The organism is Escherichia sp. 93.1518, from assembly GCF_013368915.2.
GTDB lineage: Bacteria > Pseudomonadota > Gammaproteobacteria > Enterobacterales > Enterobacteriaceae > Escherichia > Escherichia ruysiae.
This window is the reverse complement of record NZ_JABWMT020000011.1, coordinates 37,544-63,235: the sequence shown is the minus strand read 5'-3', so window position 1 is coordinate 63,235 and position 25,692 is coordinate 37,544. Positions and strand designations below refer to the sequence as shown.

At 49.5% G+C, this 25,692-nt stretch carries 28 protein-coding genes and 1 other annotated feature; of the genes, 11 read left to right on the top strand and 17 right to left on the bottom strand.

Annotated features, from left to right (window positions below; all coding sequences use genetic code 11):
• The first annotated feature begins 28 nt into the window (after window positions 1–28).
• The 3 genes from HEN21_RS10370 to osmB all read left to right on the top strand — a co-directional run bounded on the left by HEN21_RS10370 (window position 29) and on the right by osmB (window position 1,527).
• Window positions 29–202: a YciZ family protein gene (locus tag HEN21_RS10370; protein WP_001288366.1), complete on the top strand. Its 174-nt coding sequence runs from the start codon at window positions 29–31 to the stop codon at window positions 200–202.
• Between the two features lie 88 nt (window positions 203–290).
• Entirely contained in the window at window positions 291–1,040 is a 750-nt protein-coding gene (gene yciT, locus HEN21_RS10365; protein ID WP_001088634.1) for a DNA-binding transcriptional regulator YciT, read from the top strand.
• A gap of 268 nt (window positions 1,041–1,308) precedes the next feature.
• Window positions 1,309–1,527 (top strand): osmotically-inducible lipoprotein OsmB, encoded by a 219-nt coding sequence (gene osmB, locus HEN21_RS10360; RefSeq protein ID WP_000498252.1) that lies wholly within the window; start codon window positions 1,309–1,311, stop codon window positions 1,525–1,527.
• Between the two features lie 125 nt (window positions 1,528–1,652).
• Here osmB and yciH read toward each other — a convergent pair whose 3' ends face one another.
• The 5 genes from yciH to pgpB form a co-directional block, all read right to left on the bottom strand.
• On the bottom strand, window positions 1,653–1,979 hold the full coding sequence (gene yciH, locus HEN21_RS10355) for a stress response translation initiation inhibitor YciH (protein ID WP_001353236.1): 327 nt from the start codon (window positions 1,977–1,979) through the stop codon (window positions 1,653–1,655).
• Window positions 1,979–2,716, bottom strand: a complete 738-nt coding sequence (gene pyrF, locus HEN21_RS10350) for an orotidine-5'-phosphate decarboxylase (protein ID WP_000176254.1) — start codon at window positions 2,714–2,716, stop codon at window positions 1,979–1,981. Before pyrF ends, yciH begins: the two co-directional genes overlap by 1 nt.
• A gap of 191 nt (window positions 2,717–2,907) precedes the next feature.
• Window positions 2,908–4,077 (bottom strand): lipopolysaccharide assembly protein LapB, encoded by a 1,170-nt coding sequence (gene lapB, locus HEN21_RS10345; RefSeq protein WP_000891364.1) that lies wholly within the window; start codon window positions 4,075–4,077, stop codon window positions 2,908–2,910.
• Window positions 4,078–4,083: 6 nt separating this feature from the next.
• A complete protein-coding gene (gene lapA, locus HEN21_RS10340) occupies window positions 4,084–4,392 on the bottom strand; it encodes a lipopolysaccharide assembly protein LapA (protein ID WP_000876294.1) in 309 nt (102 codons plus the stop codon).
• A gap of 148 nt (window positions 4,393–4,540) precedes the next feature.
• Window positions 4,541–5,305, bottom strand: coding sequence for a phosphatidylglycerophosphatase B (pgpB, locus tag HEN21_RS10335; RefSeq protein WP_176251875.1), 765 nt, complete (start codon window positions 5,303–5,305; stop codon window positions 4,541–4,543).
• Between the two features lie 169 nt (window positions 5,306–5,474).
• Between pgpB and ribA the strand changes: the two genes are divergently transcribed.
• The gene (ribA, locus tag HEN21_RS10330) at window positions 5,475–6,065 is read left to right on the top strand and encodes a GTP cyclohydrolase II (protein WP_001176295.1); all 591 of its coding nucleotides are present in this window, start codon (window positions 5,475–5,477) and stop codon (window positions 6,063–6,065) included.
• Window positions 6,066–6,128: 63 nt separating this feature from the next.
• Here ribA and acnA read toward each other — a convergent pair whose 3' ends face one another.
• The 6 genes from acnA to topA form a co-directional block, all read right to left on the bottom strand.
• A complete protein-coding gene (gene acnA / locus HEN21_RS10325; RefSeq protein ID WP_176251876.1) occupies window positions 6,129–8,804 on the bottom strand; it encodes an aconitate hydratase AcnA in 2,676 nt (891 codons plus the stop codon).
• A gap of 162 nt (window positions 8,805–8,966) precedes the next feature.
• Window positions 8,967–9,062 carry a small membrane protein YmiC gene (ymiC, locus tag HEN21_RS10320; protein WP_176251877.1) on the bottom strand — a complete coding sequence of 32 codons (96 nt, stop codon included), beginning with the start codon at window positions 9,060–9,062 and terminating at the stop codon, window positions 8,967–8,969.
• Between the two features lie 116 nt (window positions 9,063–9,178).
• A complete protein-coding gene (gene yciX / locus HEN21_RS10315; RefSeq protein ID WP_000261430.1) occupies window positions 9,179–9,349 on the bottom strand; it encodes a protein YciX in 171 nt (56 codons plus the stop codon).
• 3 nt (window positions 9,350–9,352) lie between these two features.
• The gene (locus tag HEN21_RS10310) at window positions 9,353–9,493 is read right to left on the bottom strand and encodes a YmiA family putative membrane protein (protein ID WP_001234284.1); all 141 of its coding nucleotides are present in this window, start codon (window positions 9,491–9,493) and stop codon (window positions 9,353–9,355) included.
• 318 nt (window positions 9,494–9,811) lie between these two features.
• Window positions 9,812–10,786 (bottom strand): HTH-type transcriptional regulator CysB, encoded by a 975-nt coding sequence (gene cysB, locus HEN21_RS10305; RefSeq protein WP_000776255.1) that lies wholly within the window; start codon window positions 10,784–10,786, stop codon window positions 9,812–9,814.
• Window positions 10,787–10,995: 209 nt separating this feature from the next.
• Complete coding sequence (topA, locus tag HEN21_RS10300; RefSeq protein ID WP_021550866.1) at window positions 10,996–13,593, bottom strand: type I DNA topoisomerase; 2,598 nt, start codon at window positions 13,591–13,593, stop codon at window positions 10,996–10,998.
• A 379-nt stretch (window positions 13,594–13,972) separates the two neighbouring features.
• On the opposite strand from topA, the gene HEN21_RS10295 reads away from it, so the two are divergent.
• Complete coding sequence (locus HEN21_RS10295; RefSeq protein WP_001031530.1) at window positions 13,973–14,224, top strand: YciN family protein; 252 nt, start codon at window positions 13,973–13,975, stop codon at window positions 14,222–14,224.
• A gap of 35 nt (window positions 14,225–14,259) precedes the next feature.
• On the opposite strand, the gene sohB is transcribed toward HEN21_RS10295, so the two are convergent.
• The gene (gene sohB, locus HEN21_RS10290) at window positions 14,260–15,309 is read right to left on the bottom strand and encodes a protease SohB (RefSeq protein WP_000422075.1); all 1,050 of its coding nucleotides are present in this window, start codon (window positions 15,307–15,309) and stop codon (window positions 14,260–14,262) included.
• Between the two features lie 218 nt (window positions 15,310–15,527).
• Here sohB and HEN21_RS10285 point away from each other — a divergent pair, with 218 nt between their 5' ends.
• Both HEN21_RS10285 and cobO read left to right on the top strand, forming a co-directional pair.
• A complete protein-coding gene (locus HEN21_RS10285; protein WP_000559298.1) occupies window positions 15,528–16,286 on the top strand; it encodes a YciK family oxidoreductase in 759 nt (252 codons plus the stop codon).
• On the top strand, window positions 16,283–16,873 hold the full coding sequence (gene cobO / locus HEN21_RS10280; protein ID WP_001278900.1) for a cob(I)yrinic acid a,c-diamide adenosyltransferase: 591 nt from the start codon (window positions 16,283–16,285) through the stop codon (window positions 16,871–16,873). Before HEN21_RS10285 ends, cobO begins: the two co-directional genes overlap by 4 nt.
• A gap of 52 nt (window positions 16,874–16,925) precedes the next feature.
• On the opposite strand, the gene HEN21_RS10275 is transcribed toward cobO, so the two are convergent.
• The 5 genes from HEN21_RS10275 to rnm all read right to left on the bottom strand — a co-directional run bounded on the left by HEN21_RS10275 (window position 16,926) and on the right by rnm (window position 20,890).
• Complete coding sequence (locus HEN21_RS10275; protein ID WP_001000708.1) at window positions 16,926–17,234, bottom strand: hypothetical protein; 309 nt, start codon at window positions 17,232–17,234, stop codon at window positions 16,926–16,928.
• Window positions 17,235–17,244: 10 nt separating this feature from the next.
• Window positions 17,245–18,246 carry a hypothetical protein gene (locus HEN21_RS10270; RefSeq protein ID WP_176251878.1) on the bottom strand — a complete coding sequence of 334 codons (1,002 nt, stop codon included), beginning with the start codon at window positions 18,244–18,246 and terminating at the stop codon, window positions 17,245–17,247.
• Between the two features lie 169 nt (window positions 18,247–18,415).
• Entirely contained in the window at window positions 18,416–19,291 is an 876-nt protein-coding gene (gene rluB, locus HEN21_RS10265; RefSeq protein ID WP_001291217.1) for a 23S rRNA pseudouridine(2605) synthase RluB, read from the bottom strand.
• 100 nt (window positions 19,292–19,391) lie between these two features.
• Window positions 19,392–20,012: an L-threonylcarbamoyladenylate synthase gene (locus HEN21_RS10260; protein WP_001516499.1), complete on the bottom strand. Its 621-nt coding sequence runs from the start codon at window positions 20,010–20,012 to the stop codon at window positions 19,392–19,394.
• Entirely contained in the window at window positions 20,009–20,890 is an 882-nt protein-coding gene (rnm, locus tag HEN21_RS10255) for an RNase RNM (protein ID WP_001285653.1), read from the bottom strand. The genes HEN21_RS10260 and rnm overlap by 4 nt, the downstream gene beginning before the upstream one ends.
• A gap of 137 nt (window positions 20,891–21,027) precedes the next feature.
• Between rnm and trpL the strand changes: the two genes are divergently transcribed.
• The 4 genes from trpL to trpCF all read left to right on the top strand — a co-directional run bounded on the left by trpL (window position 21,028) and on the right by trpCF (window position 25,685).
• Window positions 21,028–21,072 carry a trp operon leader peptide gene (gene trpL / locus HEN21_RS10250; RefSeq protein WP_001700591.1) on the top strand — a complete coding sequence of 15 codons (45 nt, stop codon included), beginning with the start codon at window positions 21,028–21,030 and terminating at the stop codon, window positions 21,070–21,072.
• Window positions 21,049–21,142, top strand: a sequence feature (Trp leader region). (Overlaps the previous gene by 24 nt.)
• A gap of 23 nt (window positions 21,143–21,165) precedes the next feature.
• Window positions 21,166–22,728, top strand: a complete 1,563-nt coding sequence (trpE, locus tag HEN21_RS10245; RefSeq protein WP_176252210.1) for an anthranilate synthase component I — start codon at window positions 21,166–21,168, stop codon at window positions 22,726–22,728.
• Complete coding sequence (trpD, locus tag HEN21_RS10240; protein ID WP_016158394.1) at window positions 22,728–24,323, top strand: bifunctional anthranilate synthase glutamate amidotransferase component TrpG/anthranilate phosphoribosyltransferase TrpD; 1,596 nt, start codon at window positions 22,728–22,730, stop codon at window positions 24,321–24,323. The genes trpE and trpD overlap by 1 nt, the downstream gene beginning before the upstream one ends.
• Window positions 24,324–25,685 carry a bifunctional indole-3-glycerol-phosphate synthase TrpC/phosphoribosylanthranilate isomerase TrpF gene (gene trpCF, locus HEN21_RS10235; RefSeq protein WP_176252209.1) on the top strand — a complete coding sequence of 454 codons (1,362 nt, stop codon included), beginning with the start codon at window positions 24,324–24,326 and terminating at the stop codon, window positions 25,683–25,685.
• Window positions 25,686–25,692: the final 7 nt, after the last annotated feature.

Sequence of the window (25,692 nt, the reverse complement as noted above, 5' to 3'; positions counted from 1 at the left end):
TTTCACTTTTTGCCTTGAGGATACCCTGATGTCTGAATTTGATGCCCAACGCGTTGCCGAACGTATTGATATTGTGTTAGATATCCTTGTGGCGGGCGATTACCACTCTGCGATCCATAATCTCGAGATACTTAAAGCAGAACTGTTGCGCCAGGTTGCTGCATCTACGCCAGACATCCCGAAGGCACCGTGGGAGATTTAACAATCGTGCTTTCAGTTTTCCCTATTTAAGGATGCCCGGCACGTCAGCATTTTTTATTTAGTATTATAACGTTATAAGAATTACAGCGATGAATTCCCGACAACAAACTATTCTACAGATGGTCATTGAGCAGGGTCAGGTTAGCGTAACCGATCTGGCGAAAGCCACTGGAGTTTCCGAAGTTACCATTCGCCAGGATCTCAACACCCTCGAAAAACTTAGCTATCTACGCCGTGCACATGGCTTTGCAGTTTCGCTTGATAGTGATGACGTCGAAACCCGTATGATGAGTAATTATACGCTGAAGCGTGAACTCGCCGAGTTTGCCGCCTCACTGGTTCAACCGGGTGAAACCATCTTTATCGAGAATGGTAGCAGTAACGCCCTTCTGGCTCGCACATTAGGTGAGCAGAAGAAAAATGTCACCATCATTACGGTCAGCAGCTATATAGCGCATTTACTGAAAGACGCGCCTTGTGAAGTCATTTTACTTGGCGGCGTGTACCAGAAAAAAAGCGAAAGTATGGTTGGGCCACTGACACGTCAGTGCATCCAACAGGTGCATTTCAGTAAGGCATTTATTGGTATCGATGGCTGGCAACCTGAAACTGGATTTACAGGTCGCGACATGATGCGTACCGATGTGGTCAATGCCGTGCTGGAAAAAGAATGCGAAACCATAGTCCTGACTGACAGTTCTAAGTTTGGTGCCGTACACTCTTACTCCATCGGTCCTGTGGAGAGAATCAAACGTGTTATAACCGATTCGAAGATTCGCGCCAGCGATATGATGCTTTTGGAACACAGTAAATTAATCGTTCACGTCGTTGACATATAATCACTTTCCCTCCCTACGGATGGTTTGCCCTGACGCAAATCATCCGCTCTAAGATGATTCCTGGTTGATAATTAAGACTATTTACCTGTTATTAACATCCTAAAGTTATAAACTTATTATCAGCGATATAACAGGAAGTCACTATCACCTGCGTGATATAACCCTGCGCGCGAGAAGATTTCACGGAGTTATTTTACCAGGCGTATTCTGAACTATTATAGTTATAGAGAGCTTACTTCCGTGAATCATAAATTCAGGAGAGAGTATTATGTTTGTAACGAGCAAAAAAATGACCGCAGCTGTTCTGGCAATTACACTGGCAATGTCTCTAAGCGCCTGTTCTAATTGGTCAAAACGAGACCGTAACACCGCAATCGGTGCGGGTGCAGGGGCTTTAGGTGGTGCAGTACTGACTGATGGCAGCACGCTGGGTACATTAGGTGGTGCAGCAGTTGGTGGTATTATCGGTCACCAGGTCGGTAAATAATCGTAAATAAATGTCGATAAGCGACTCGCAATTATAATACGCTTGACTCTGTTCATTACGAAATAACTGAATAGTACACACAGTAAAATAAACGAAAGCCACGGAATATTTCCGTGGCTTTTTTGTTAACCGCCAGCGAGTTTTACTTTCATTCCTTTCGCTTCAAGGAGTGATTTTAATAAATCACGCTTATCTCCCTGGATTTCGATAATTCCGTCTTTTACTGCTCCACCGCAGCCGCATTTTTTCTTCAGCTCCGCCGCCAGTTTTGTCAGTTCTGCATCATCGAGATCGACTCCAGTGATCAGGCAAACGCCCTTTCCTTTACGTCCACTGGTTTGACGTTGAATGCGCACCACGCCGTCGCCTTTAGGGCGTACAGGGGCCGCTTTTGGCTCATCAATACGTCCGGTTTCCGTTGAGTAAACCAGACGGCTATTGGAATCACTCATCATGCACTCCGTTGTAATGAGGCGTTGATCGCTTTCAGCGTTTGCGCTGGATCTGCCGATTGCGTTACCGGGCGACCAATCACCATATAATCAACTCCAGCCACCAACGCCTGTTCTGGCGTCATAATGCGGCGCTGGTCACCAGCGTCACTCCCCTGCGGACGAATGCCCGGCGTAACCAGTTTGAACTCCTGGCCGAATACCTGTTTAAAACGCACAGCTTCCTGAGCAGAACACACCACACCATCAAGCCCACATTTTTGCGTCAATGCCGCCAGACGTTCTGCATAATCCGCTGGTGACAGTGTCACGCCAAGATCGGTCAGGTCACTGGCTTCCATGCTGGTCAATACAGTCACGGCAATTAATAACGGTGCATCTTTACCAAACGGAACCAGAGCCTCACGCGCTGCGGTCATCATACGAGCCCCACCGGAGGCATGAACGTTAACCATCCACACGCCTAAGTCAGCCGCTGCAGCCACAGCGTGCGCTGCGGTGTTGGGAATGTCGTGAAATTTCAGATCGAGGAAAATATCAAAACCACGATGTTGCAGTTCATGCACAAACTGCGGCCCAAACAGCGTAAACATCTCTTTGCCGACTTTCAGACGACAATCACGTGGGTCGATCTTGTCGACAAATGCCAGCGCGGCGTCACGATTATGGTAATCAAGGGCAACAACGACAGGAGAATCCGTAACAGCGCGGGAAGAAGATGAAGCAGTTAACGTCATGACCAGACCTTCTTGATGATGGGCACCGGAAGTGGCGCGAAACAGGTAAACGGCGTGCATTCTACCCGTGGAAATAAAAAATTAACAGTTGCGATTTTTCCCCTGCCAGGCTTTTTTACACTGGAGTTGCCGAAGCAAAATGTGGGAACAACCATTAGGATGTTGTAACTAAAGCTGGATTTTTTTAAAAATTACAGGCCATCAAGGCCGCGAATAGGTTTAATGGTTGACCACGCCCGACATGACGGGCAATGCCAGTAGAGCGTATATGCAGTAAAACCACACTTCTGGCAACGATAACGCGGTTTACTACGCACCTTCTCACCTACCATGTCACGCAGCACCATCAGGCTCTCTTTAGCGCGCCCTTCTTCTGCTTCATTCAGGTGGTAATCCATTAACTTGTGGAACACGCGCATGGTCGGGTGACGTTGTAGCTGGCGCGTAATATAGACCTGTGCGGCATCACTGCCGTCGCGCGCTTCGATAATGTCTGCAAGCATCAATTCAGCATCGGCACCGGTATTCTCTTCCACCGCGCGCTGCAGGAACTCTGCCCATTCGGCAGTTTTACCCAGTTGCTGATAGCAGGTTTGCAGCATTTCCAGCGTTTCGCTGACCAGTTCTCTGTCCTGGGAAATGACGCGTTGCAGGCTTTCGACCGCTTTGGCGTATTCTCCTTTCGCCATAAACACACGTCCCATCATGATGGATACGCGGGCGCTGTTTTTGTCTGCCGCAGCCCCTTTTTTCAACAAAGTCATAGCGCGATCAAGATCATCGCTGGCCATGTGCTGGAGCGCCAGTTCACAGTAGAAATGGGCGATCTCAACGCGTTGCTTATCTTTGCCCAGCTTCACCAGGCGTTCTGCAACATCAATTGCTTTCTGCCATTCACTGGTGGACTGATAGATTTGTAACAGCTGTTGCAATGCGCCAACACGGAAGTCCGTTTCATCGGTCAGTTGATTAAACATATCTTCCGCACGATCGTATAAACCCGCCGCCATGTAATCACGACCCAGTTGCTGAATTGCCAGCAAGCGTTGCTCATAGGTCAACGAGGCACTTTCCATTAAGGTTTGATGAATACGAATCGCGCGATCGACTTCGCCACGCGAACGGAACAGGTTTCCGAGCGTAAGGTGGGCTTCAACGGTGCCGGTGTCCTCTTTGAGCATATCGAGGAACAGATCAACCGCTTTATCCTGTTGATTACTAAGCAGGAAGTTAACACCTGCTACGTAATCACGTGACAGGCGGTTGGCTTCATCTTGCTTGTTTTGTTGCGCACTTCTGCGGCCCATATACCAGCCATAGGCAGCGGCTACAGGCAAGAGCAGAAACAACAACTCCAGCATAGAAAGTTATTCCTTCGCCACTGACGAATCAGGCGCTACCGCCACGCCAGTCGCAGGTGAAAGCTGGTTTTCCAGTCGCTTTATTTTACGTTCAGCGCGTACCAGAGAAACACGAACTCGCAGCCAGAAAAGGCCACAAATCAACCAACCAATAGCAAAACCCGCAGCAAACAATACAGCGAGCAATGTGGAGATACGATACTCCCCTTGCGCTAACAGATAATTAAACGTTACCTGTTGATCATTTTGCGCACCCAATGTGACGGAAATCACAAAAATCGCTAACACCAGTAAGAAAATGAGTAAATATTTCACATTACTTCCCGTTATGTGGTTAGAGCGAATAAATTATGGTCAATTTACCGCAATAGCCCTTTAAATTACCATTTTCACGACGTCTGCGAAATGGTAGCCACAATCATTGTTGATGATTTGAGGGTTAAATTCGGAAATTCAACCAGTATTAACTTTCTTGTTCTCGTTGCGCTATCTCACGATTTTCTTCCGGTGGTGGTGTTAATGGCCCACAAATACGTTGCGCAAGCCAGGTTGCTACCGCGACCAGCGCCCACGAAATCAACGTAGCCACCACCAGATCGCGCGGCCAATGCATCCCAAGCAGCAGGCGGCTTCCCATGACTCCCGTTGCCCAAACCAGCAAGAGTGCAATGGTTACGGTTCGCCGACGCGGCCATAACAGCCCAACGGCCAGCAGAGCCCAACTGGCAGCAAACATTGTGTGACCAGAAGGAAAGGCAAAACCGGTCTCTTTCTGCCAATGAGAACGCAAATATTGCGGGATATTTTTCTCTTCAGCCAACTGTTCTTTCACTAAATTTCCGCGCTCCGCACGCTTTAAAGTGTAGAACTCATCAACCGGAATATGATGTGTTTTTTCCAGCCAGATAACAAACGGGCGCGGCTCCTGAACTTTGTCTTTAATCCAGGATTTTACCGCTTGCCCGACAAGGATCGCCGCTGCCAGTATGGCAAACAACATAATTGCAGCTTTGATACGAAAGCGCAGACACCAGAGAAACCAACCGAATAAAATCAGATGCGTAATGACGCCCCAGGGCTGAGTGACGATTTCAGTGACCCAAAAGGCCGCTTTTAACAACCCATTTTGCTCTCCTGGTTGCCAACGCCAGCCAGAAATCCATACCGCTACAGGCATGATAAGTAATAGTGCAGCTCCAACTGCGGTACGTCTGGCAATCGAACGCATGGTCTCTCCTTTCTTATAAGTCTCACAATCATAACTGAAAATGCCCTGACCTGGAAAAATTGACAGATTTGTGCCATTCCGTGAACGATCGACGCGTCGTGATTAGGTGAACCCCTTCTCGTTATGGCAAAATAAGCCAATACAGAACCAGCATTATCTGGAGAATTTCATGCAGCTTAAACGTGTGGCAGAAGCCAAACTGCCAACCCCATGGGGCGATTTCCTGATGGTGGGATTTGAAGAACTGGCAACCGGACACGATCATGTCGCGCTAGTCTATGGCGATATTTCCGGGCATACCCCGGTACTTGCGCGCGTCCATTCCGAATGTCTGACCGGTGACGCCCTGTTCAGCTTGCGCTGCGATTGTGGCTTCCAGCTGGAAGCGGCGCTGACACAAATCGCCGAAGAAGGCCGTGGTATTTTGCTGTATCACCGCCAGGAAGGTCGTAACATTGGTCTGCTGAATAAAATTCGCGCTTACGCATTGCAGGATCAAGGCTACGACACCGTAGAGGCTAACCACCAGTTAGGCTTCGCTGCAGATGAGCGCGACTTCACTCTTTGCGCTGATATGTTCAAACTCCTTGGTGTCAATGAAGTCCGTTTGTTAACCAACAACCCGAAAAAAGTCGAAATTCTGACCGAAGCCGGGATTAATATTGTTGAACGCGTGCCGTTGATTGTTGGTCGTAACCCCAATAACGAACATTATCTCGATACCAAAGCCGAGAAAATGGGTCATCTGTTGAACAAATAACCCACTTGCGTTGTGAAGTTAATTTGCTTGCCGGTTATCTGACTTCCGGCAAGCAAATACTCGTTACTTCAACATATTACGGATGACATAATGCAAAATCCCGTCGTTCTGGTAATAGGTTAATTCCGTCGCAGTGTCGATACGACAACGGCACGGCACAACTTCCTGACTACCATCAGCTCGCGTTAGCGTCACTGGAACCGTTGCGCCGGGTTGTAGATTTTGCAGATCGCTAATATCAATCTTCTCTTCCCCGGTCAGCCCTAATGTTTTACGCGTCACGCCTTGCGGAAATTCCAGCGGCAGAATGCCCATGCCAATTAAATTCGAGCGGTGAATACGTTCAAACGATTCGGCAATAACCACCCGGATACCAAGCAGACGCGGACCTTTTGCCGCCCAGTCACGGCTGGAGCCAGAACCATATTCTTTACCGGCAATCACCGCCAGCGGCGTTTGCTCCTGCTTATAGCGCATCGCTGCATCGTAAATAGAGACAACATCGCTGGCAGGTAAATGCCGCGTCATCCCCCCTTCAACGCCAGGCACCATTTCGTTACGAATGCGAATGTTGGCAAACGTGCCGCGCATCATCACTTCATGGTTACCACGCCGCGAACCGTAGGAGTTAAAGTCTTTCCGCTCAACACCCCGACCTTGTAGATATCGCCCCGCCGGACTGTCGGGCTTAATACTGCCCGCCGGAGAGATATGGTCAGTGGTGACCGAATCCCCCAGCATTGCGAGTATCCGCGCGCCGTGAATATCCTCCACTGGCGCAGGCATTGCCTGCATCTCATCAAAAAATGGCGATAACCGAATATAGGTCGAATCATCCTGCCATCCGTAGGTATCGGATCGCACAACGTTAATTTCTTTCCACTCAGCTGTCCCTTCGAAAACTTCTGCGTACTCTTTACGGAACATTTCTGTAGAAACTTGTGCTACCGCACGGGCAATTTCTTGTGCTGATGGCCAGATATCTTTCAGATATACCGGATCGCCTTTACGATCATGACCGATAGGCTCTGAAGCCAGATTGATATTCATATTGCCCGCCAGCGCATAGGCAACCACCAATGGCGGCGAAGCCAGCCAGTTAGTTTTAACCAGCGGATGGATACGGCCTTCAAAGTTACGGTTGCCGGACAGCACCGCACCGACGGTTAAATCGCCTTTTTTGATTGCCGTTTCGATAGGATCGGGCAGCGGCCCAGAGTTACCAATACAGGTGGTACAACCGTATCCCACAAGGTTAAACCCCAGTTCGTCGAGATACGGTGTCAGTTTCGCTTTTGCCAGATAATCAGAAACGACTTTTGAACCCGGTGCCAGCGACGCTTTGACCCACGGTTGCCGCTTGAGGCCCAGAGTTACGGCTTTTTTCGCCAGCAAGCCTGCGGCCATCAGTACACTTGGATTAGAGGTGTTGGTGCACGACGTTATCGCGGCAATGACCACTGCACCATCAGGCAACTGATACTGATGTCCGTTCATAACATAATCGACCGGTTGGCGATCTTTATGCGTGGCATTCACTTCCAGTTCGTTACTGGCGGCAAAAGCTTTTGGTACATCGGGCAGTGCAACGCGATCCTGTGGGCGTTTTGGTCCCGCCAGACTCGCTTCAACGTCATTCATGTCCAGTTCTAACGTACTGGTAAAAATCGGTTCATCGCCCGGGTTACGCCACATGCCCTGCGCTTTAGCATATTTTTCGACCAGTTCGACCTGATCTTCACTGCGCCCGCTTAAACGCATGTAATCGAGGGTGACCGCATCGATTGGGAAGAAGCCGCAGGTCGCGCCATATTCTGGCGACATATTGGCAATGGTAGCGCGATCTGCCAGCGGCAGCGAATCCAGCCCATCGCCGTAAAATTCGACGAATTTCCCCACTACGCCATGTTTACGCAGCATCTGGGTAACGGTGAGAACCAGGTCTGTGGCGGTGATACCTTCACGTAATTTTCCGCTGAGTTTAAAGCCCACTACATTCGGGATAAGCATGGAAACCGGCTGACCTAACATTGCGGCTTCCGCTTCGATCCCGCCAACGCCCCACCCCAGTACGCCAAGACCGTTGATCATAGTAGTGTGCGAGTCAGTACCGACGAGCGTATCCGGATAAGCAATCCATTCACCGTCCTGCAGTTCACTCCACACTGCTTTGCCGAGATATTCGAGGTTAACCTGATGGCAAATGCCTGTGCCTGGTGGCACGACGCTAAAACGACTGAACGCCTGCTGCCCCCATTTCAGGAATACATAACGTTCGTGGTTTCGCTCCATTTCCAGACGCACGTTTTCCTCGAATGCTTCATCATCGCCAAAACGATCGACGGTCACCGAATGGTCAATTACCAGGTCGACCGGTGAGAGCGGATTCACTTTCGCGGTATCGCCACCGAGACGTTTTACCGCTTCTCGCATCGCCGCAAGATCAACGACAGCGGGCACGCCGGTGAAGTCCTGCATCAGCACTCTTGCCGGACGGTAGGCAATTTCACGGTCAGCATGGGCATTTTTCAACCAGCCCGCCAGCGCGTGGATATCCTCTTCGGTAACCGAGTTACCATCCTGCCAGCGCAGCAGGTTTTCGAGCAGAACTTTGAGTGACTTAGGCAGACGGGTGATATCGCCCAGTGATTTGGCAGCAAGCTGCAGGCTGTAGTAGTGGTAAGTTTTATCTTTGGCCTGCAAAGTGTCCTTACTGGCTTCTCGTAGGGTTGACGACATAGCTCCTCCTTAATAACAGGGTTGCGATGCCCTGATTCTCTTCAGGGTGAATATTAAAGATAACACAAACACCGCGTAACGATTTGATAACAACCCGAATTGATAAAAGAGGGAAACCTTGCGGATAAGAAAAGAAAAACCTCGCCGTAGCGAGGTCAGAGATTAGTGAGCAACTATCCAGATGAGTTCAACCCAGAAGAGCATCGACAGAGAAAATGCGCCCATCCAGGACCAGTATTTCATATTTGTGATGATCATAGGCTACACCCTTCACTTGTTATTACTTTCTGTTGAAATTATTCAACCTTTTATTGCTGTGGTGTATTAAAAACCGTTTAATTCACGAATATATCGGATAATAAGAATGATGATAATTATTGTTTCTGCTGATCATCTTCAGCAAACATCTCTATAAAAGCTTGCTGTTGCGACGTCAGTTTCCAGCCATCTGGAATAACGACTGAACATTCCCGTTTCGTTTCCGTTTCATTGTCACTATGCTGAGATAGTGGCAAAGCAACCTGATGCTGCTCCTGAACGACCATGCTTTACCCCCACACTTTCCAAATTAGCAGTGCGACAAGCACCCAGAAGAGCGCAGAACCAAGAAATACCGCAAGCCAGGCTTTGCGTTTCAATTCAGGGTCCCTGCGAGGTTCCTGATTTCCAGAAGGCATTGCTAACCTCATATAATCGCCATCACTTATCAGCAAGACGCTAAACGATTGGTATAATTAATCAATTGATGAGACAAATCCTAATGAAACTTTAGCCAAAAATCCAGCTAATTTACGAATCGTCTCCAGTGAATAATTCAATCTTTTGACCTGAAATAGATATTTGAAGACTGACATTTGCGAGGCAGGTAATTAGACACTACTTTATGTCCGATTTACCATAAAGATTTCAGGGATAATTATATTGTGAGCGGTGGACAAATAAGAAAGAACAGAGGATATATTCCGGCACCCTGAAAACATAAAAGGTGCCGGAAATAATGCAGGTAATTATTTTTCCGGCAATTTGATATCTTTAAACATGATCTCAATTTCTTCATTGGAACGCAGTGCTACGGCGGCATCAACGACATCGCGAGTTAAATGCGGCGCAAAACGCTGAATGAAATCATACATATAACTGCGCAAAAACGTACTGCGGCGAAAACCAATTTTGGTTGTGCTATGACTGAAAATGTCATGCGCATCAACACGAACCAGGTCGGGATCCGAAACCGGATCCACCGCCATGCTGGCAATCACCCCTACACCCAACCCTAATCGAACGTAAGTTTTAATCACGTCAGCATCGGTAGCAGTGAAAACAATACGCGGCGTCAACCCTGCGCGGTTAAAGGCGGTATCCAGCTCGGAGCGTCCGGTAAAACCGAAGGTATACGTCACCAACGGATACTGCGCCAGTTCTTCAATGGTAATTGCTTTTTTGCCCGCCAGCGGATGGTCTGGTGTCACCACAATAGCCCGATTCCAGTGATAGCATGGCAGCATCACCAAATCTTCATACAAATGAAGTGCTTCCGTGGCGATAGCGAAATCGGCATTACCTTTAGAGACAGCATCGGCGATTTGTGTCGGCGATCCCTGATGCATATGCAAAGAAACGCGAGGATAACGCTCAATGAAACCTTTGATGACATTCGGTAATGCATAGCGCGCCTGAGTATGCGTGGTGGCGATATACAGCGAGCCTTTATCTGGCCAGGTGTGTTCTCCGGCGACCGATTTAATAGCATCAACTTTCGACAGAACTTCACGAGCGATACGAATTATTTCCTGCCCGGCTGGAGTAACCTGCGTCAAATGCTTGCCGCTACGGGAAAAAATTTGAATACCCAGCTCATCTTCCAGCATTCTGACTTGCTTACTGATCCCAGGTTGTGATGTGTAAAGTCCTTCAGCCGTTGATGAGACGTTCAGGTTATGATTGACGACCTCAACAATATAGCGAAGTTGTTGTAATTTCATGTTAAACCATCCAATTAGACGCCATCAGAACATCGTTTTTTCGTCACACCTGACGGGTGACTAATACGATTTAATAATAAAAAAGGTGCTAACTATAACCACTATATCATTTATAGCTTTAGTGTATAGGTGTGGAGATAAAATAATATGCAATAAAAAAGGGTCGCTTTTGCGACCCTTTGTTTTAAAAAACCAGAAAGAATTAAAGGTTATTTTTTCCCTTCAACCCATTTGCCATCAACATAAAATGCTGACCAGCCTGTTGCCTTTCCGTCTTTTTCCGAAGAGACATATTGCTGCCTGGTTTTCCGGCTAAAGCGAACCATTGTCTTATTACCTTCTGGATCTTGCTGTGGCGCATCAGCCAGATAACGCAATTTTTCTGGTAAACGGTCGCGGAAGCGATAAAGCTCTTCCACCAGCGGCGCACGCGTTTCACGTGATTTCGGGAAAGTATTGGCAGCCAAGAACACACCGGCAGCGCCATCACGCAGCACGAAATAAGCATCCGATTTTTCGCACGGTAATTCTGGCAGCGGAACCGGATCTTCTTTCGGCGGCGCGACTTCACCGTTACGTAAAATCTTACGTGTGTTTTTACACTCTTCATTGGTGCAGGCCATGTATTTACCGAAACGCCCCATTTTCAGGTGCATTTCAGAACCACATTTTTCACACTCAACGATCGGGCCGTCATAACCTTTAATACGGAATTCGCCCTCTTCGATCTCATAACCGTCGCAGGTTGGATTATTACCACAAACATGCAACTTACGTTTCGGATCGATGAGATAGCTGTCCATCGCTGTACCGCATTTCGGGCAACGACGTTTGGCGCGCAGCGCGTTGGTTTCAGCGTCTTCGCCTTCCAGCACGTTAAGCACTTCGTTTTCCGGCACCAGGTTGATGGTGGTTTTGCAACGCTCTTTCGGCGACAGCGCATAACCGGAACAGCCCAGGAATACCCCGGTGCTGGCGGTGCGAATCCCCATTTTTCGACCACAGGTCGGGCAGTCAATGCTGGTCAGAACCATCTGGTTCGGGCGCATACCGCCCTCTTCCGGATCTTTTTCCGCTTTATCAAGCTGCTGAGTGAAATCAGAGAAGAAGTGATCCAGTACAGCTTTCCACTCTGCTTCGTGATTTGCCACCTGGTCGAGGCTGTTTTCCATCTGCGCGGTAAAGTCGTAATTCATTAACTCGCGGAAATTTTCTTCCAGGCGATCGGTAACGATCTCACCCATTTTTTCCGCATAGAAGCGACGGTTTTCCACACGCACATAGCCGCGATCCTGAATGGTCGAAATGATCGACGCATAAGTAGACGGACGACCGATCCCGCGTTTTTCCAGCTCTTTAACCAGAGAAGCTTCGCTAAAACGAGCTGGCGGCTTGGTAAAGTGCTGCGCAGGCGTCAGTTCAACAAGCGACAGGGAGTCACCTTTATCGACAGCCGGTAAAATACGATCTTCATCGCCTTTACGCAGAGCTGGCATAACTTTCGTCCAGCCGTCGAAACGCAGAATACGACCGCGCGCTTTCAGGCGGAAGTCACCCGCGCCAACGGTCAGCGTGGTGGAGTCATATTTCGCCGGGGTCATCTGACAGGCAACAAACTGACGCCAGATTAACTGGTACAGCTTCTGCGCATCTGCTTCCATATCTTTCAGCGATTCCGCCATCACATTGACGTCAGAAGGACGAATTGCTTCGTGCGCTTCCTGTGAGTTTTCTTTGCTGGCGTATTGGTTTGGACTTTCCGGCAGATATTTATTACCAAAATTATCGCTGATATAACCGCGAACCATGTTTACCGCGTCCTGACTCAGGTTAGTGGAGTCGGTACGCATGTAAGTGATATAGCCTGCTTCATACAGACGCTGTGCCATCATCATGGTTTTTTTCACGCCAAAACCAAGACGGGTGCTGGCAGCTTGTTGCAGCGTAGAGGTAATAAAAGGAGCGCCTGGTTTACTGGTTGTCGGTTTGTCTTCACGTTCCAGCACGCTGTAGCGGGCTTTTTCCAGCAGACTCACCGCAGCCTGAGTTTGTTCTTTGTTGACCGGGCGGAACGGTTTGTCGTTCTGATGAGTCACCTGCAAAGCCAACGCTTCGCCAGATGGCGTAGTCGTGCTGGCATCGACTTCCCAGAATTCTTCCGGCACGAAGGCTTTAATTTCACGCTCACGCTCAACCACCAGGCGAACCGCTACGGATTGCACACGCCCGGCGGAAAGACCGCGAGCGATCTTTTTCCACAGCAGCGGAGAAACCATATAACCCACAACGCGATCCATAAAGCGACGCGCCTGCTGGGCATTAACACGATCAATATTCAGTTCGCCGGGTTTGTTGAACGCCTGGCGGATCGCGTTTTTAGTAATTTCGTTAAACACCACTCGGCTATAACGCGCATCATCACCCCCAATCACTTCCCGCAGGTGCCATGCAATGGCTTCCCCTTCGCGGTCAAGGTCGGTTGCGAGATAGATGTGGTCGGCTTTTTCAGCCAGTTGTTTCAGTTCAGAGACGACCTTCTCTTTACCAGGCAACACTTCATAGTGCGCCTCCCAATTGTGCCACGGGTCAACCCCCATACGGTTGACGAGAGCGCCACGTTCATCCTTTTTAGGCTTTTTAGCCGTTTTGGTGGAGGTAGAGTCGGCACTCTTTTTAGCAGCTGAGCCACTGGTCGGCAAATCGCGGATGTGACCGACACTGGATTTCACCACGTAGTCACTACCCAGATACTTGTTGATCGTTTTGGCTTTTGCCGGGGACTCAACGATGACAAGAGCTTTACCCATATTCACCTTACCTAATTTGATTCTTCCAGGAATGCGTCGCACATTGATAAACCTTCCACTGGCAACGAGTTACCGATATGGACTCGCTCTCTGCGGATATCAACCCCTTGTCGTGACTCTGTTCACGAAAATTCCGGTGACTGAGTTAACAGGTCTTGGCCTACAGGCGCTATAGCACGACGGAATTTTGGTCGAATGTCAAGCAAATCTATTGCCAGATTGACGAAAGCGTCACACTGTACCTGATAAAATCCGTTACGCAACTTTATTAGCATGCAAAATCCAAAGTTGCCAGTAAGGCGCTCCTGACGCCAGCGTGGTATATTTGTCTGTATGCCATGCCTGGCGTAGACTAATGTCCTTGTTTAAGGAGTAAATAATGAACAAAGAGACACAACCCATCGACCGCGAAACGCTGTTGAAAGAGGCCAACAAAATCATTCGTGAGCATGAGGACACGCTCGCAGGAATTGAAGCCACCGGCGTCACGCAGCGTAATGGCGTGCTGGTGTTCACCGGCGATTACTTTTTAGATGAGCAAGGACTGCCGACAGCGAAAAGCACTGCGGTGTTTAATATGTTCAAACACCTGGCACACGTGCTCTCGGAAAAATACCATCTGGTGGATTAAAGCAAAACGCGAGGTTTTACCCTCGCGTTTATCTTTTACATCAACGGCTTTTGCCCACGTTGCCACCAGCGTAGCAACAATCGGTCGGCGCTCTCTGCCGCACTGCCGGTGAATCGGTCGATCAACCGTTTACGCTGCATATAACGTACATTGACTACTTCACGACCTTCCATCAGGCTAAGAATGACTTCATCACTGGTGTTGATTTCGTCAACCAGGCCTTTCTCTACCGCCTGTTGCCCATACCAGTGTTCACCGGTAGCCACCTCTTCAATATCCAGAGACGGACGCATACGTTTTACAAAATCTTTAAATAGCTGATGTGTTTCGTTCAGTTCTTCGCGGAATTTTTCGCGCCCCTCTTCGGTATTTTCACCCAGCAATGTCAGCGTGCGCTTATATTGCCCGGCGGTGTGCAGTTCAATATCAATATCTTTGCTTTTCAGGAAGCGGTTAAAGTTGGGCATTTGCGCCACCACACCGATGGAGCCTACAATGGCAAACGGCGCGGAAACAATTTTGTCAGCCACGCAGGCCATCATGTACCCGCCGCTGGCAGCTACTTTATCTACCGTAACGGTTAAAGGAATGTTTTTATCGCGCAGACGCCGCAACTGCGAAGCTGCCAGGCCATAACCATGAACCATGCCGCCGGGGCTTTCCAGACGCAAAACAACCTGATCCCGTGGCTTAAATGCCGCGAGTACTGCGGTTATCTCTTCGCGTAACGAGTTAACTTCATGCGCGTCCATGCTGCCTTTGAAATCCAGTACCCAGACTCGGGGTTTACTGTCAGTCACCACCTCGCCCAGTTTGGCTTTCGCTTTCGCTGCTTTCGCTTCTTGCTTGTGCTTCTTCTTCTGCGCTTTGTGCCACTGCTTTTGCTGATGCGGATCCATCAACGCTGCTGCCAGTTCTTCTTTCATCTCCTTATATTGTTCGCTGAGATTGTTAACCCGTAACTCGCCACGCTGGCGTTTATTACGTTGAGCAACATTGACAATAATGGCGGCAACAGCCGCAATCGCCACAACAACAGTGACAATTTTCGCCAAAAACAAACCATATTCAGACAACAATTCCACGAGTCCCACCTTGGTTAAACAACGCTTTGCCTCACAGTTTACAACAGGCATCTTAAGCCGTCTCGCAGAGATATTCTTGACGAGAAAGTATGACAAAGTATTCATTTTGCGGCGTTATCGCCCCAGGCCGATTGAAATGCGCCTCTGTTTAAGGCATAACCCCTCAAAGTCATAAAGTACACTGGCAGCGCGACTGATGATGTCGTTGAGGAGTAGCCATGCATTACCAACCAAAACAAGATTTACTCAATGATCGTATTATCCTGGTAACCGGCGCCAGCGACGGCATTGGTCGTGAAGCCGCTCAGACTTATGCGCGTTATGGCGCGACAGTGATTTTACTGGGTCGTAATGAAGAAAAATTACGTCAGGTCGCCCAGCGTATGTTCGAAGAGACCGGACGTCATCCACAGTGGTTTATTCTCGATTTACTGACCTGCACATCCGAAGATTGCCATCAACTGGCACAGCGCATTGCCGTTAATTATCCGCGTCTGGACGGCGTTCTGCATAATGCCGGATTGCTTGGCGAAGTTTGCCCGATGAGCGAACAAAATCCACAGGTCTGGCAGGATGTCATGCAGGTCAACGTTAATGCCACCTTTATGCTGACCCAGGCACTGCTTCCTTTATTACTCAAATCGGACGCTGGTTCGCTGGTCTTTACCTCATCAAGCGTCGGCCGTCAGGGGCGAGCCAACTGGGGCGCATATGCGGTGTCGAAATTTGCCACCGAAGGGATGATGCAGGTACTTGCCGATGAATATCAGCAACGTCTGCGCGTTAACTGTATTAATCCAGGAGGTACGCGCACCGCAATGCGTGCCAGTGCCTTCCCGACGGAAGATCCGCAGAAACTCAAAACCCCCGCTGATATCATGCCACTTTACCTCTGGCTGATGGGCGATGATAGCCGCCGTAAAACCGGCATGACCTTTGACGCCCAACCGGGCCGTAAACCAGGAATTTCCCAATGAGTGATGAACGCTACCAACAGCGTCAGCAGCGAGTTAAAGAAAAAGTGGATGCCCGTGTGGCGCAGGCCCAGGATGAACGCGGCATTATTATCGTTTTTACTGGCAATGGAAAAGGCAAAACCACTGCGGCATTTGGTACGGCAACGCGCGCGGTAGGTCACGGAAAAAAAGTGGGCGTCGTGCAGTTTATTAAGGGCACCTGGCCTAACGGCGAACGAAATCTGCTGGAGCCGCACGGCGTCGAGTTTCAGGTGATGGCAACCGGCTTTACCTGGGATACACAAAACCGCGAGTCTGATACCGCCGCCTGCCGCGAAGTCTGGCAACATGCAAAACGAATGCTGGCTGATTCCTCGCTAGATATGGTTTTGCTCGATGAGCTGACGTATATGGTGGCGTATGACTATTTGCCACTGGAAGAAGTGATGCAGGCCTTAAATGATCGTCCACATCAGCAAACGGTGATTATCACGGGTCGTGGCTGTCATCGGGATATACTTGAGCTGGCAGATACCGTCAGTGAATTACGCCCCGTCAAACATGCGTTTGATGCAGGCGTTAAGGCGCAAATCGGGATTGATTATTAAGTGAAAGCACCTCAAAAGATCGTCTCTTGGGGTGCTTTAATCATAATTATATTCAAGCGGCAATAGCGAAATTCAGAATGCGTTTAATCTCACTCAAATGTCCCGGATATGCTTCATGATTCTCAGCGTCAACATCTTCAATAAATAATATCAGTTCAGTAATTAACGCATTCGCGTCTTCATAACTGATTGCGCTTAACTCTGGTGAGGTTTCAGTACCATAGTTAATCGTCAGGTTGTTCATAACCGAGAGGATAAGGATAAAATATTTATGGCAAACCTTGCATGTGGTTTTGTTGCCCAGGGTATTATACAGCATGTCGAGTAATGCCAGTATTCTACGATTTTGTACATCGTTCATAAAAATCCTCCTATAACATTATTCCGCTAGCAAGAAGTAGTTTTGCCAGCCCCTCAGACGCCTTTAATCCACTAATTACTTGTGCGCGTAATATTTCATTTAACCTTTTTTGTTCAGCCGCTGTGCGTGTTTTATTAGTGTATAAATTTTTCAGATAATCACCCTTATCTATAAAGGCATTTAAAGCCTCAATGGCGGGCATAGCTGGTGCCGATGCCTGTAGTCTGGTTTCATTCACATTGATTACTGAGCTTAGAAACTCTTTCCTGTTTTTCAGAGTATTAAACTCTGTACTCCTTGAATTTTTAGATGTGGCATTATAATAAACCATATTATTATGCACATTCGCAAAGGTGAATTTTTCAATTCTATTGCTTTTTGTATAAATATCATTGCGCAAAACTTTCATATTATTTATAAGTCTTGCCCAGTTTTTATCTACCGTTTTGCCTATTTTCCCAGAATTGACTTTTATTATATATAACTCATTGAAATAATTTACTAAATCTTTAACTGCTGCTGCAGATTGCTCTAAATCTTTCCCTGGTGAAACACCAAGTAATGCTTCCGCGTTGTTTGCGTGATCCAGAGCCTGTTTAAGTAATGCCACCTGCTGACTCTCAGTCGATGCCATATCTTCAGTCAGGAGTTCTACATAAGCACTCATGCTATTAATGACTTCCATTGAAGCAAGTAATTTCTTTTTTTCAAATGGAGCTAGTCGTACTTTTTCTGTCATTGGACCCGGCGGTTGGCATAAACTTTCGCCCTGTCGATTGTTCCCTACATCAATGGTATAATCAGGCCGCAATGCACACTCTGGATTAGTCGCATAAAAATTAACAAGAAAGTTTTCACGAGAAGCATAGTATTGTTTAAAGAAACTTGCATTCGCCGCAACCGCCTTGTTACCCGCAGAAATAACAGATTCAGCTTGTTCATTCTTTAATGCTTCGGTTGCACATCCTGAAAGCATTAACAGAGATAGAAATATTCCACTATATCTAATCATAACCCACCTCTTGACGTTGAGTTTATCTCAGATAATTAAATAGTAATGTGGCTATTTCCGGGTATTATTCATAAGCAAGTATGAAATTAAATTAAAATACTGCGACTATTTATCATGCTTCAAATGAAGAAAAGGCCCCGGAGGGCCTTTATTTTATACTTAACTTAAATTAACCGTTATTATTACGTCCACCAGAACGACGACCGCCACTCACCTGACTATGACGTTTCACCGCACGTCGAATTTGATTCGCCTTCATACGACGACGATCTTTTTCTACGGCAACTTTAGAACTGGTTTCTGGCGGTAGTTCCACCAGCTCACGCAAATAGTTAGTCTGGGCGAGATCCAGCTCCGTCCAGCCACCACGTGGCAGACCTTTCGGTAGAGGGATATCACCGTAACGCACACGAATCAGGCGGCTAACCTGCACGCCAACCGCTTCCCACAAACGACGAACTTCACGGTTACGGCCTTCGGTCAGAGTAACGTTGTACCACTGGTTGATCCCTTCGCCGCCGCTGAACTTGATGGTTTTAAAGGCTGCCGGACCATCTTCCAGCTGCACACCGCGACTCAAATCACGCAGTTTCGCGTCGTCAACCTGACCAAATACACGCACGGCATATTCACGTTCAACTTCACGGCTGGGGTGCATTAAACGGTTTGCCAGTTCACCGTCGGTGGTGAACAGCAACAGACCACAGGTATTAACGTCGAGACGACCTACGGCAATCCAGCGCGCACCACGCAGTTTTGGCAGACGATCAAACACTGTCGGACGCCCTTCCGGGTCGTTACGGGTACATAACTCACCTTCCGGCTTGTAATAGGCCAGAACGCGACAAATTTGCTCAGCGGACTCACGCACCGAAATAAGATGACCATCGATACGGATTTTCAGTCCAGGGGTAACTTCAACGCGATCGCCGAGTTTAGCAATTTTGCCATCAACACTCACACGACCGGCTTCAATAATAGATTCGATTTCACGGCGAGAACCGTGGCCGGCACGCGCCAGCACTTTCTGTAGCTTTTCGCTCATAGAGCTTCCTTTTGGTGTCGCCTTCACAGGCGTCGAACAGGAGAATGAATGGCACCATTCAGTGCCATTTTAAGGCCGCGTAGTATACAGAGTTACGCTCTTATAAGAAAGGCTTCACATCACCCACGCCTTCACGCACCACGACTGGCGTATCATCGGTGAGGTCGATGACCGTTGTTGGTTTCTGACCGAGATAGCCGCCATGAATAATTAAATCCACCTGTTTTTCCAGACGGTCTTTAATCTCTTCCGGATCGGATTCAGTAAATTCGCTACCCGGCAGCATTAACGAAGTGGAAAGCATCGGTTCACCCAGCACCTCAAGTAACGCCTGAGCGATGGGGTTAGACGGTACGCGCATCCCGATGGTTTTGCGTTTTTCCTGCAACAAACGGCGTGGCACCTCTTTCGTTCCCTTCAGGATGAAAGTGTAGTTACCTGGCGTGTTGTTTTTCATCAGGCGAAACGCGACGTTATCCACAAAGGAATAGGTCGAGAGTTCAGAAAGATCGCGACACATCAGGGTAAAGTTGTGACCGTCCGGCAGCTGGCGAATACGACAAATACGCTCCATGGCGTTTTTATCTTCAATTTTACAGCCGAGCGCATAGCCGGAATCGGTTGGATAAACAATCACCCCGCCTTTACGCACAATCTCTACCGCCTGGTTGATCAGACGTTGCTGCGGGTTATCAGGATGAATATAAAAAAACTGACTCATAATTCCCTCTCTGTGGTGTTCTGCGGCTGTTCCCATAGCTGCCAGACGCCTTCAACGCCTGCGGGCAGCCAGAGTTTACGACCCAGTTCAATCCACGGGCACGGCTGATGAAAATCAGATCCTTGTGATGCCCATAAATGGTGCTGGCGGGCAAGTGTCGCCAGTTGGGTGCGTTCATTGGGCGATTGCTGGCACTGCGCGACTTCCATCGCGTCGCCGTGGTGTTCGGCAAAATGCGCAACCAATCTTTTCAGCCATTTAGCACTAAGATTGTACCGCCCAGGATGAGCTAGCACCGCCTTACCGCCAGAATGATGAATGACATCAATAGCTTGTTCTATTGTACACCACTGCGGCGGAACGTATCCGGTTTTCCCACGCGCCAGATATTTTTTAAAGACATCCGCCATTGAACTGGCTTTGCCGCATTCGACCAGAAAACGAGCAAAATGACCGCGCGTCACTGCGCCCCCCTGCGCCAGTCTTTGCGCGCCTTCCAGAGCACCAGGTATTTGCGCTTTTTCCAGTCTTTCAGCGATTAACTGCGCCCGCTGATTGCGCCGTGCTGTTTGCTGCGCCAGGAACTCACACATTAGCGGATGAGTAATATCAATATTCAGCCCGACAATATGAATTTCATGATTTTCCCATACGGTAGAAATTTCCACGCCTGGAATAAGATTCAGCGCCAGTCCTGAACGTGAAATTTCTTCTCTTGCTGGTGCGATTGCTGCTGTGGTGTCATGGTCAGTGATCGCCAGCGTGCCGACGCGCATGTCTACAGCACGGTGTACCAGCGCCTCTGGCGTCAGGCAGCCATCGGAAGCCGTGGTATGGCTGTGCAGGTCATAAATGACTGCGTAATTTGTGTCGCTCAAGGCGCACTCCCGTTTTGGAAAATGTTTTTTGCGCCGACATCATAACGGTTCTGACAAATATTCTGAAATGAGCTGTTGACAATCAATCATCGAACTAGTTAACTAGTACGCAAGTTCACGTAAAAAGGGTATCGACAATGAAAGCGATTTTCGTACTGAAAGGTTGGTGGCGCACTTCCTGAAACGGGCAGTGTATTCACCATGCGTAAAGCAATCAGATACCCAGCCCGCCTAATGAGCGGGCTTTTTTTTGAACAAAATTAACGAGAATAACAATGCAAACACAAAAACCGACTCTCGAACTGTTAACCTGCGAAGGTGCTTATCGCGACAATCCAACCGCACTTTTTCACCAGTTGTGTGGGGATCGTCCCGCAACGCTGCTGCTGGAATCCGCAGATATCGACAGCAAAGATGATTTAAAAAGCCTGCTGTTGGTGGACAGTGCGCTGCGCATTACAGCTTTAGGTGACACTGTCACAATCCAGTCGCTTTCCGGCAATGGTGAAGCCCTGCTGACACTACTGGATAACGCCCTGCCTGCGGGTGTAGAAAATGAACAATCACCAAACTGCCGTGTGCTGCGCTTCCCCCCTGTCAGCCCACTGCTGGATGAAGACGCCCGCTTATGCTCCCTTTCAGTATTTGACGCCTTTCGCTTGTTGCAGGGTCTGCTGGATGTGCCAAAGGAAGAACGAGAAGCAATGTTCTTCGGCGGTCTGTTCTCTTATGACCTTGTGGCGGGGTTTGAAAATTTACCGCAATTGTCAGCGGAAAATAACTGCCCTGATTTCTGTTTTTATCTCGCTGAAACGCTGATGGTGATTGACCATCAGAAGAAAAGTACCCGTATTCAGGCCAGCCTGTTTGCTCCAAATGAAGAAGAAAAACAGCGCCTCACCGCACGCCTTGCTGAACTTCGCCAACAGCTAACCGAAACCGCACCGCCGCTACCGGTGGTTTCTGTGCCGCATATGCGTTGTGAGTGTAATCAAAGTGATGAAGAGTTCGGCGGTGTCGTTCGTTCATTGCAAAAAGCGATTCGCGCCGGAGAGATTTTCCAGGTCGTACCCTCTCGCCGTTTCTCACTGCCCTGCCCGTCACCGCTGGCGGCCTATTACGTGCTGAAAAAGAGCAATCCCAGCCCGTACATGTTTTTTATGCAGGATAATGATTTCACCCTGTTTGGCGCGTCGCCGGAAAGTTCGCTCAAGTATGACGCCACCAGCCGCCAGATTGAAATCTACCCGATTGCAGGAACACGCCCACGAGGTCGTCGCGCCGATGGTTCACTGGACAGAGACCTCGACAGCCGCATTGAACTGGAGATGCGTACCGACCATAAAGAGCTTTCGGAACATCTGATGTTGGTGGATCTCGCTCGTAATGATCTGGCACGCATTTGCACCCCCGGCAGCCGCTACGTTGCCGACCTCACCAAAGTTGACCGTTACTCTTACGTGATGCATCTCGTCTCCCGCGTTGTCGGTGAATTGCGTCACGATCTCGACGCTCTGCACGCTTACCGCGCCTGTATGAATATGGGCACATTAAGCGGTGCGCCGAAAGTACGTGCCATGCAGTTAATTGCCGAAGCAGAAGGTCGTCGACGCGGCAGTTACGGCGGCGCGGTAGGCTATTTCACCGCGCACGGCGATCTCGACACCTGCATTGTGATCCGCTCGGCGCTGGTGGAAAACGGCGTCGCCACCGTGCAAGCCGGTGCTGGCGTGGTTCTTGATTCTGTTCCGCAGTCGGAAGCCGACGAAACCCGTAATAAAGCCCGCGCTGTACTGCGCGCTATCGCCACCGCGCATCATGCACAGGAGACTTTCTGATGGCTGACATTCTGCTGCTCGATAATATCGACTCTTTTACTTACAACCTGGCAGATCAGTTGCGCAGCAATGGTCATAACGTGGTGATTTACCGCAACCATATTCCGGCGCAGACTTTAATTGAACGCCTGGCGACAATGAGCAATCCGGTGCTGATGCTTTCTCCTGGCCCCGGTGTGCCGAGCGAAGCCGGTTGTATGCCGGAACTGCTTACCCGTCTGCGCGGCAAGCTGCCGATTATTGGCATTTGCCTCGGCCATCAGGCGATTGTCGAAGCTTACGGTGGTTATGTCGGACAAGCGGGCGAAATTCTGCACGGTAAAGCGTCGAGCATTGAACATGACGGTCAGGCGATGTTTGCCGGGTTAACAAACCCACTGCCGGTGGCGCGTTATCACTCGCTGGTTGGCAGTAACATTCCGGCCGGTTTAACCATCAATGCCCATTTTAATGGCATGGTAATGGCGGTTCGTCATGATGCGGATCGCGTTTGCGGATTCCAGTTCCATCCGGAATCCATTCTCACCACTCAGGGCGCTCGCCTGCTGGAACAAACGCTGGCCTGGGCGCAGCAAAAGCTGGAACCCACCAACACGCTGCAACCGATTCTGGAAAAACTGTATCAGGCGCAGACGCTTAGCCAGCAGGAAAGCCACCAGCTTTTTTCAGCGGTGGTGCGTGGCGAACTGAAACCGGAACAACTGGCAGCGGCGCTGGTGAGCATGAAAATTCGCGGCGAGCACCCGAACGAAATCGCCGGAGCAGCAACTGCGCTTCTGGAAAACGCTGCGCCGTTCCCGCGCCCGGATTATCTGTTTGCCGATATCGTCGGCACCGGCGGTGACGGCAGCAACAGTATCAACATTTCTACCGCCAGTGCTTTTGTTGCAGCAGCCTGTGGCCTGAAAGTGGCGAAACACGGCAACCGCAGTGTCTCCAGTAAATCGGGTTCGTCGGATCTGCTGGCAGCGTTTGGTATCAACCTGGATATGAATGCCGATAAATCGCGCCAGGCGCTGGACGAGTTAGGCGTTTGCTTCCTCTTCGCACCGAAATATCACACTGGATTCCGCCATGCGATGCCAGTTCGTCAGCAACTAAAAACCCGCACTCTGTTCAACGTGCTGGGGCCATTGATTAACCCGGCGCATCCGCCGCTGGCGTTAATTGGTGTTTATAGTCCGGAACTGGTGCTGCCGATTGCCGAAACCTTGCGCGTGCTGGGGTATCAACGCGCGGCGGTGGTGCACAGCGGCGGGATGGATGAAGTTTCATTACACGCGCCGACAATCGTTGCAGAGCTTCATGACGGCGAAATTAAGAGCTATCAGTTGACCGCAGAAGATTTTGGCCTGACTCCCTACCACCAGGAACAACTGGCAGGCGGAACGCCGGAAGAAAACCGTGACATTTTAACACGTTTGTTACAAGGTAAAGGCGACGCCGCCCATGAGGCAGCCGTCGCGGCGAATGTCGCCATGTTAATGCGCCTGCATGGCCAGGAAGATCTGCAAGCCAATGCGCAAACCGTTCTTGAGGTACTGCGCAGTGGTTCCGCTTACGACAGAGTCACCGCACTGGCGGCACGAGGGTAAATGATGCAAACCGTTTTAGCGAAAATCGTCGCAGACAAGGCGATTTGGATAGAAGCCCGCAAACAGCAGCAACCGCTGGCCAGTTTTCAGAATGAGGTTCAGCCGAGCACGCGACATTTTTATGATGCGCTACAGGGTGCGCGCACGGCGTTTATTCTGGAGTGCAAGAAAGCGTCGCCGTCAAAAGGCGTGATCCGTGATGATTTCGATCCGGCACGCATTGCCTCGATTTATAAGCATTACGCTTCGGCAATTTCGGTGCTGACTGATGAGAAATATTTCCAGGGGAGCTTTGATTTCCTCCCCATCGTCAGCCAAATCGCGCCCCAGCCGATTTTATGTAAAGACTTTATTATCGACCCTTACCAGATTTATCTGGCGCGCTATTACCAGGCCGATGCCTGCTTATTAATGCTTTCAGTACTGGACGACGAACAGTATCGCCAGCTCGCTGCTGTCGCCCATAGTCTGGGGATGGGTGTGCTGACCGAAGTCAGTAATGAAGAGGAACTGGAGCGCGCCATTGCGCTGGGGGCAAAAGTCGTTGGCATCAACAACCGCGATCTGCGTGATTTGTCGATTGATCTCAACCGCACGCGCGAGCTTGCGCCGAAACTGGGGCACAACGTGACGGTGATCAGCGAGTCGGGTATCAACACTTACGCGCAAGTACGCGAGTTAAGCCACTTCGCTAATGGTTTTTTGATTGGCTCGGCGCTGATGGCGCACGACGATCTAAACGCCGCCGTGCGTCGGGTACTACTGGGCGAGAATAAAGTGTGTGGCCTGACTCGCCCACAAGATGCCAGAGCAGCTTATGACGCAGGCGCGATTTACGGCGGATTGATTTTTGTTGCGACATCGCCGCGCTGCGTCAGCGTTGAACAGGCGCAAGAAGTAATGACTGCGGCACCACTACAGTATGTCGGCGTGTTTCGTAACCACGACCTTACCGATGTGCTAGCAAAAGCGAATACCTTATCGCTGGCAGCAATACAACTGCATGGCAATGAAGACCAGCAGTATATCGACGCACTGCGTGATGCTCTGCCAGCAAACGTTGCCATCTGGAAAGCATTGAGCGTTGGAGAAACCCTGCCCGCGCGCGATTTTCAGCACATTGATAAATATGTTTTCGACAACGGTCAGGGCGGGAGCGGGCAACGTTTCGACTGGTCACTGTTAAATGGTCAATCGCTTGGCAACGTCCTGCTGGCGGGGGGCTTAGGCGCAGATAACTGCGTGAAAGCGGCACAAACTGGCTGCGCCGGGCTTGATTTTAATTCTGCTGTAGAGTCACAACCGGGCATCAAAGATGCACATCTTTTGGCCTCGGTCTTTCAGACACTGCGCGCATATTAAGGAAAGG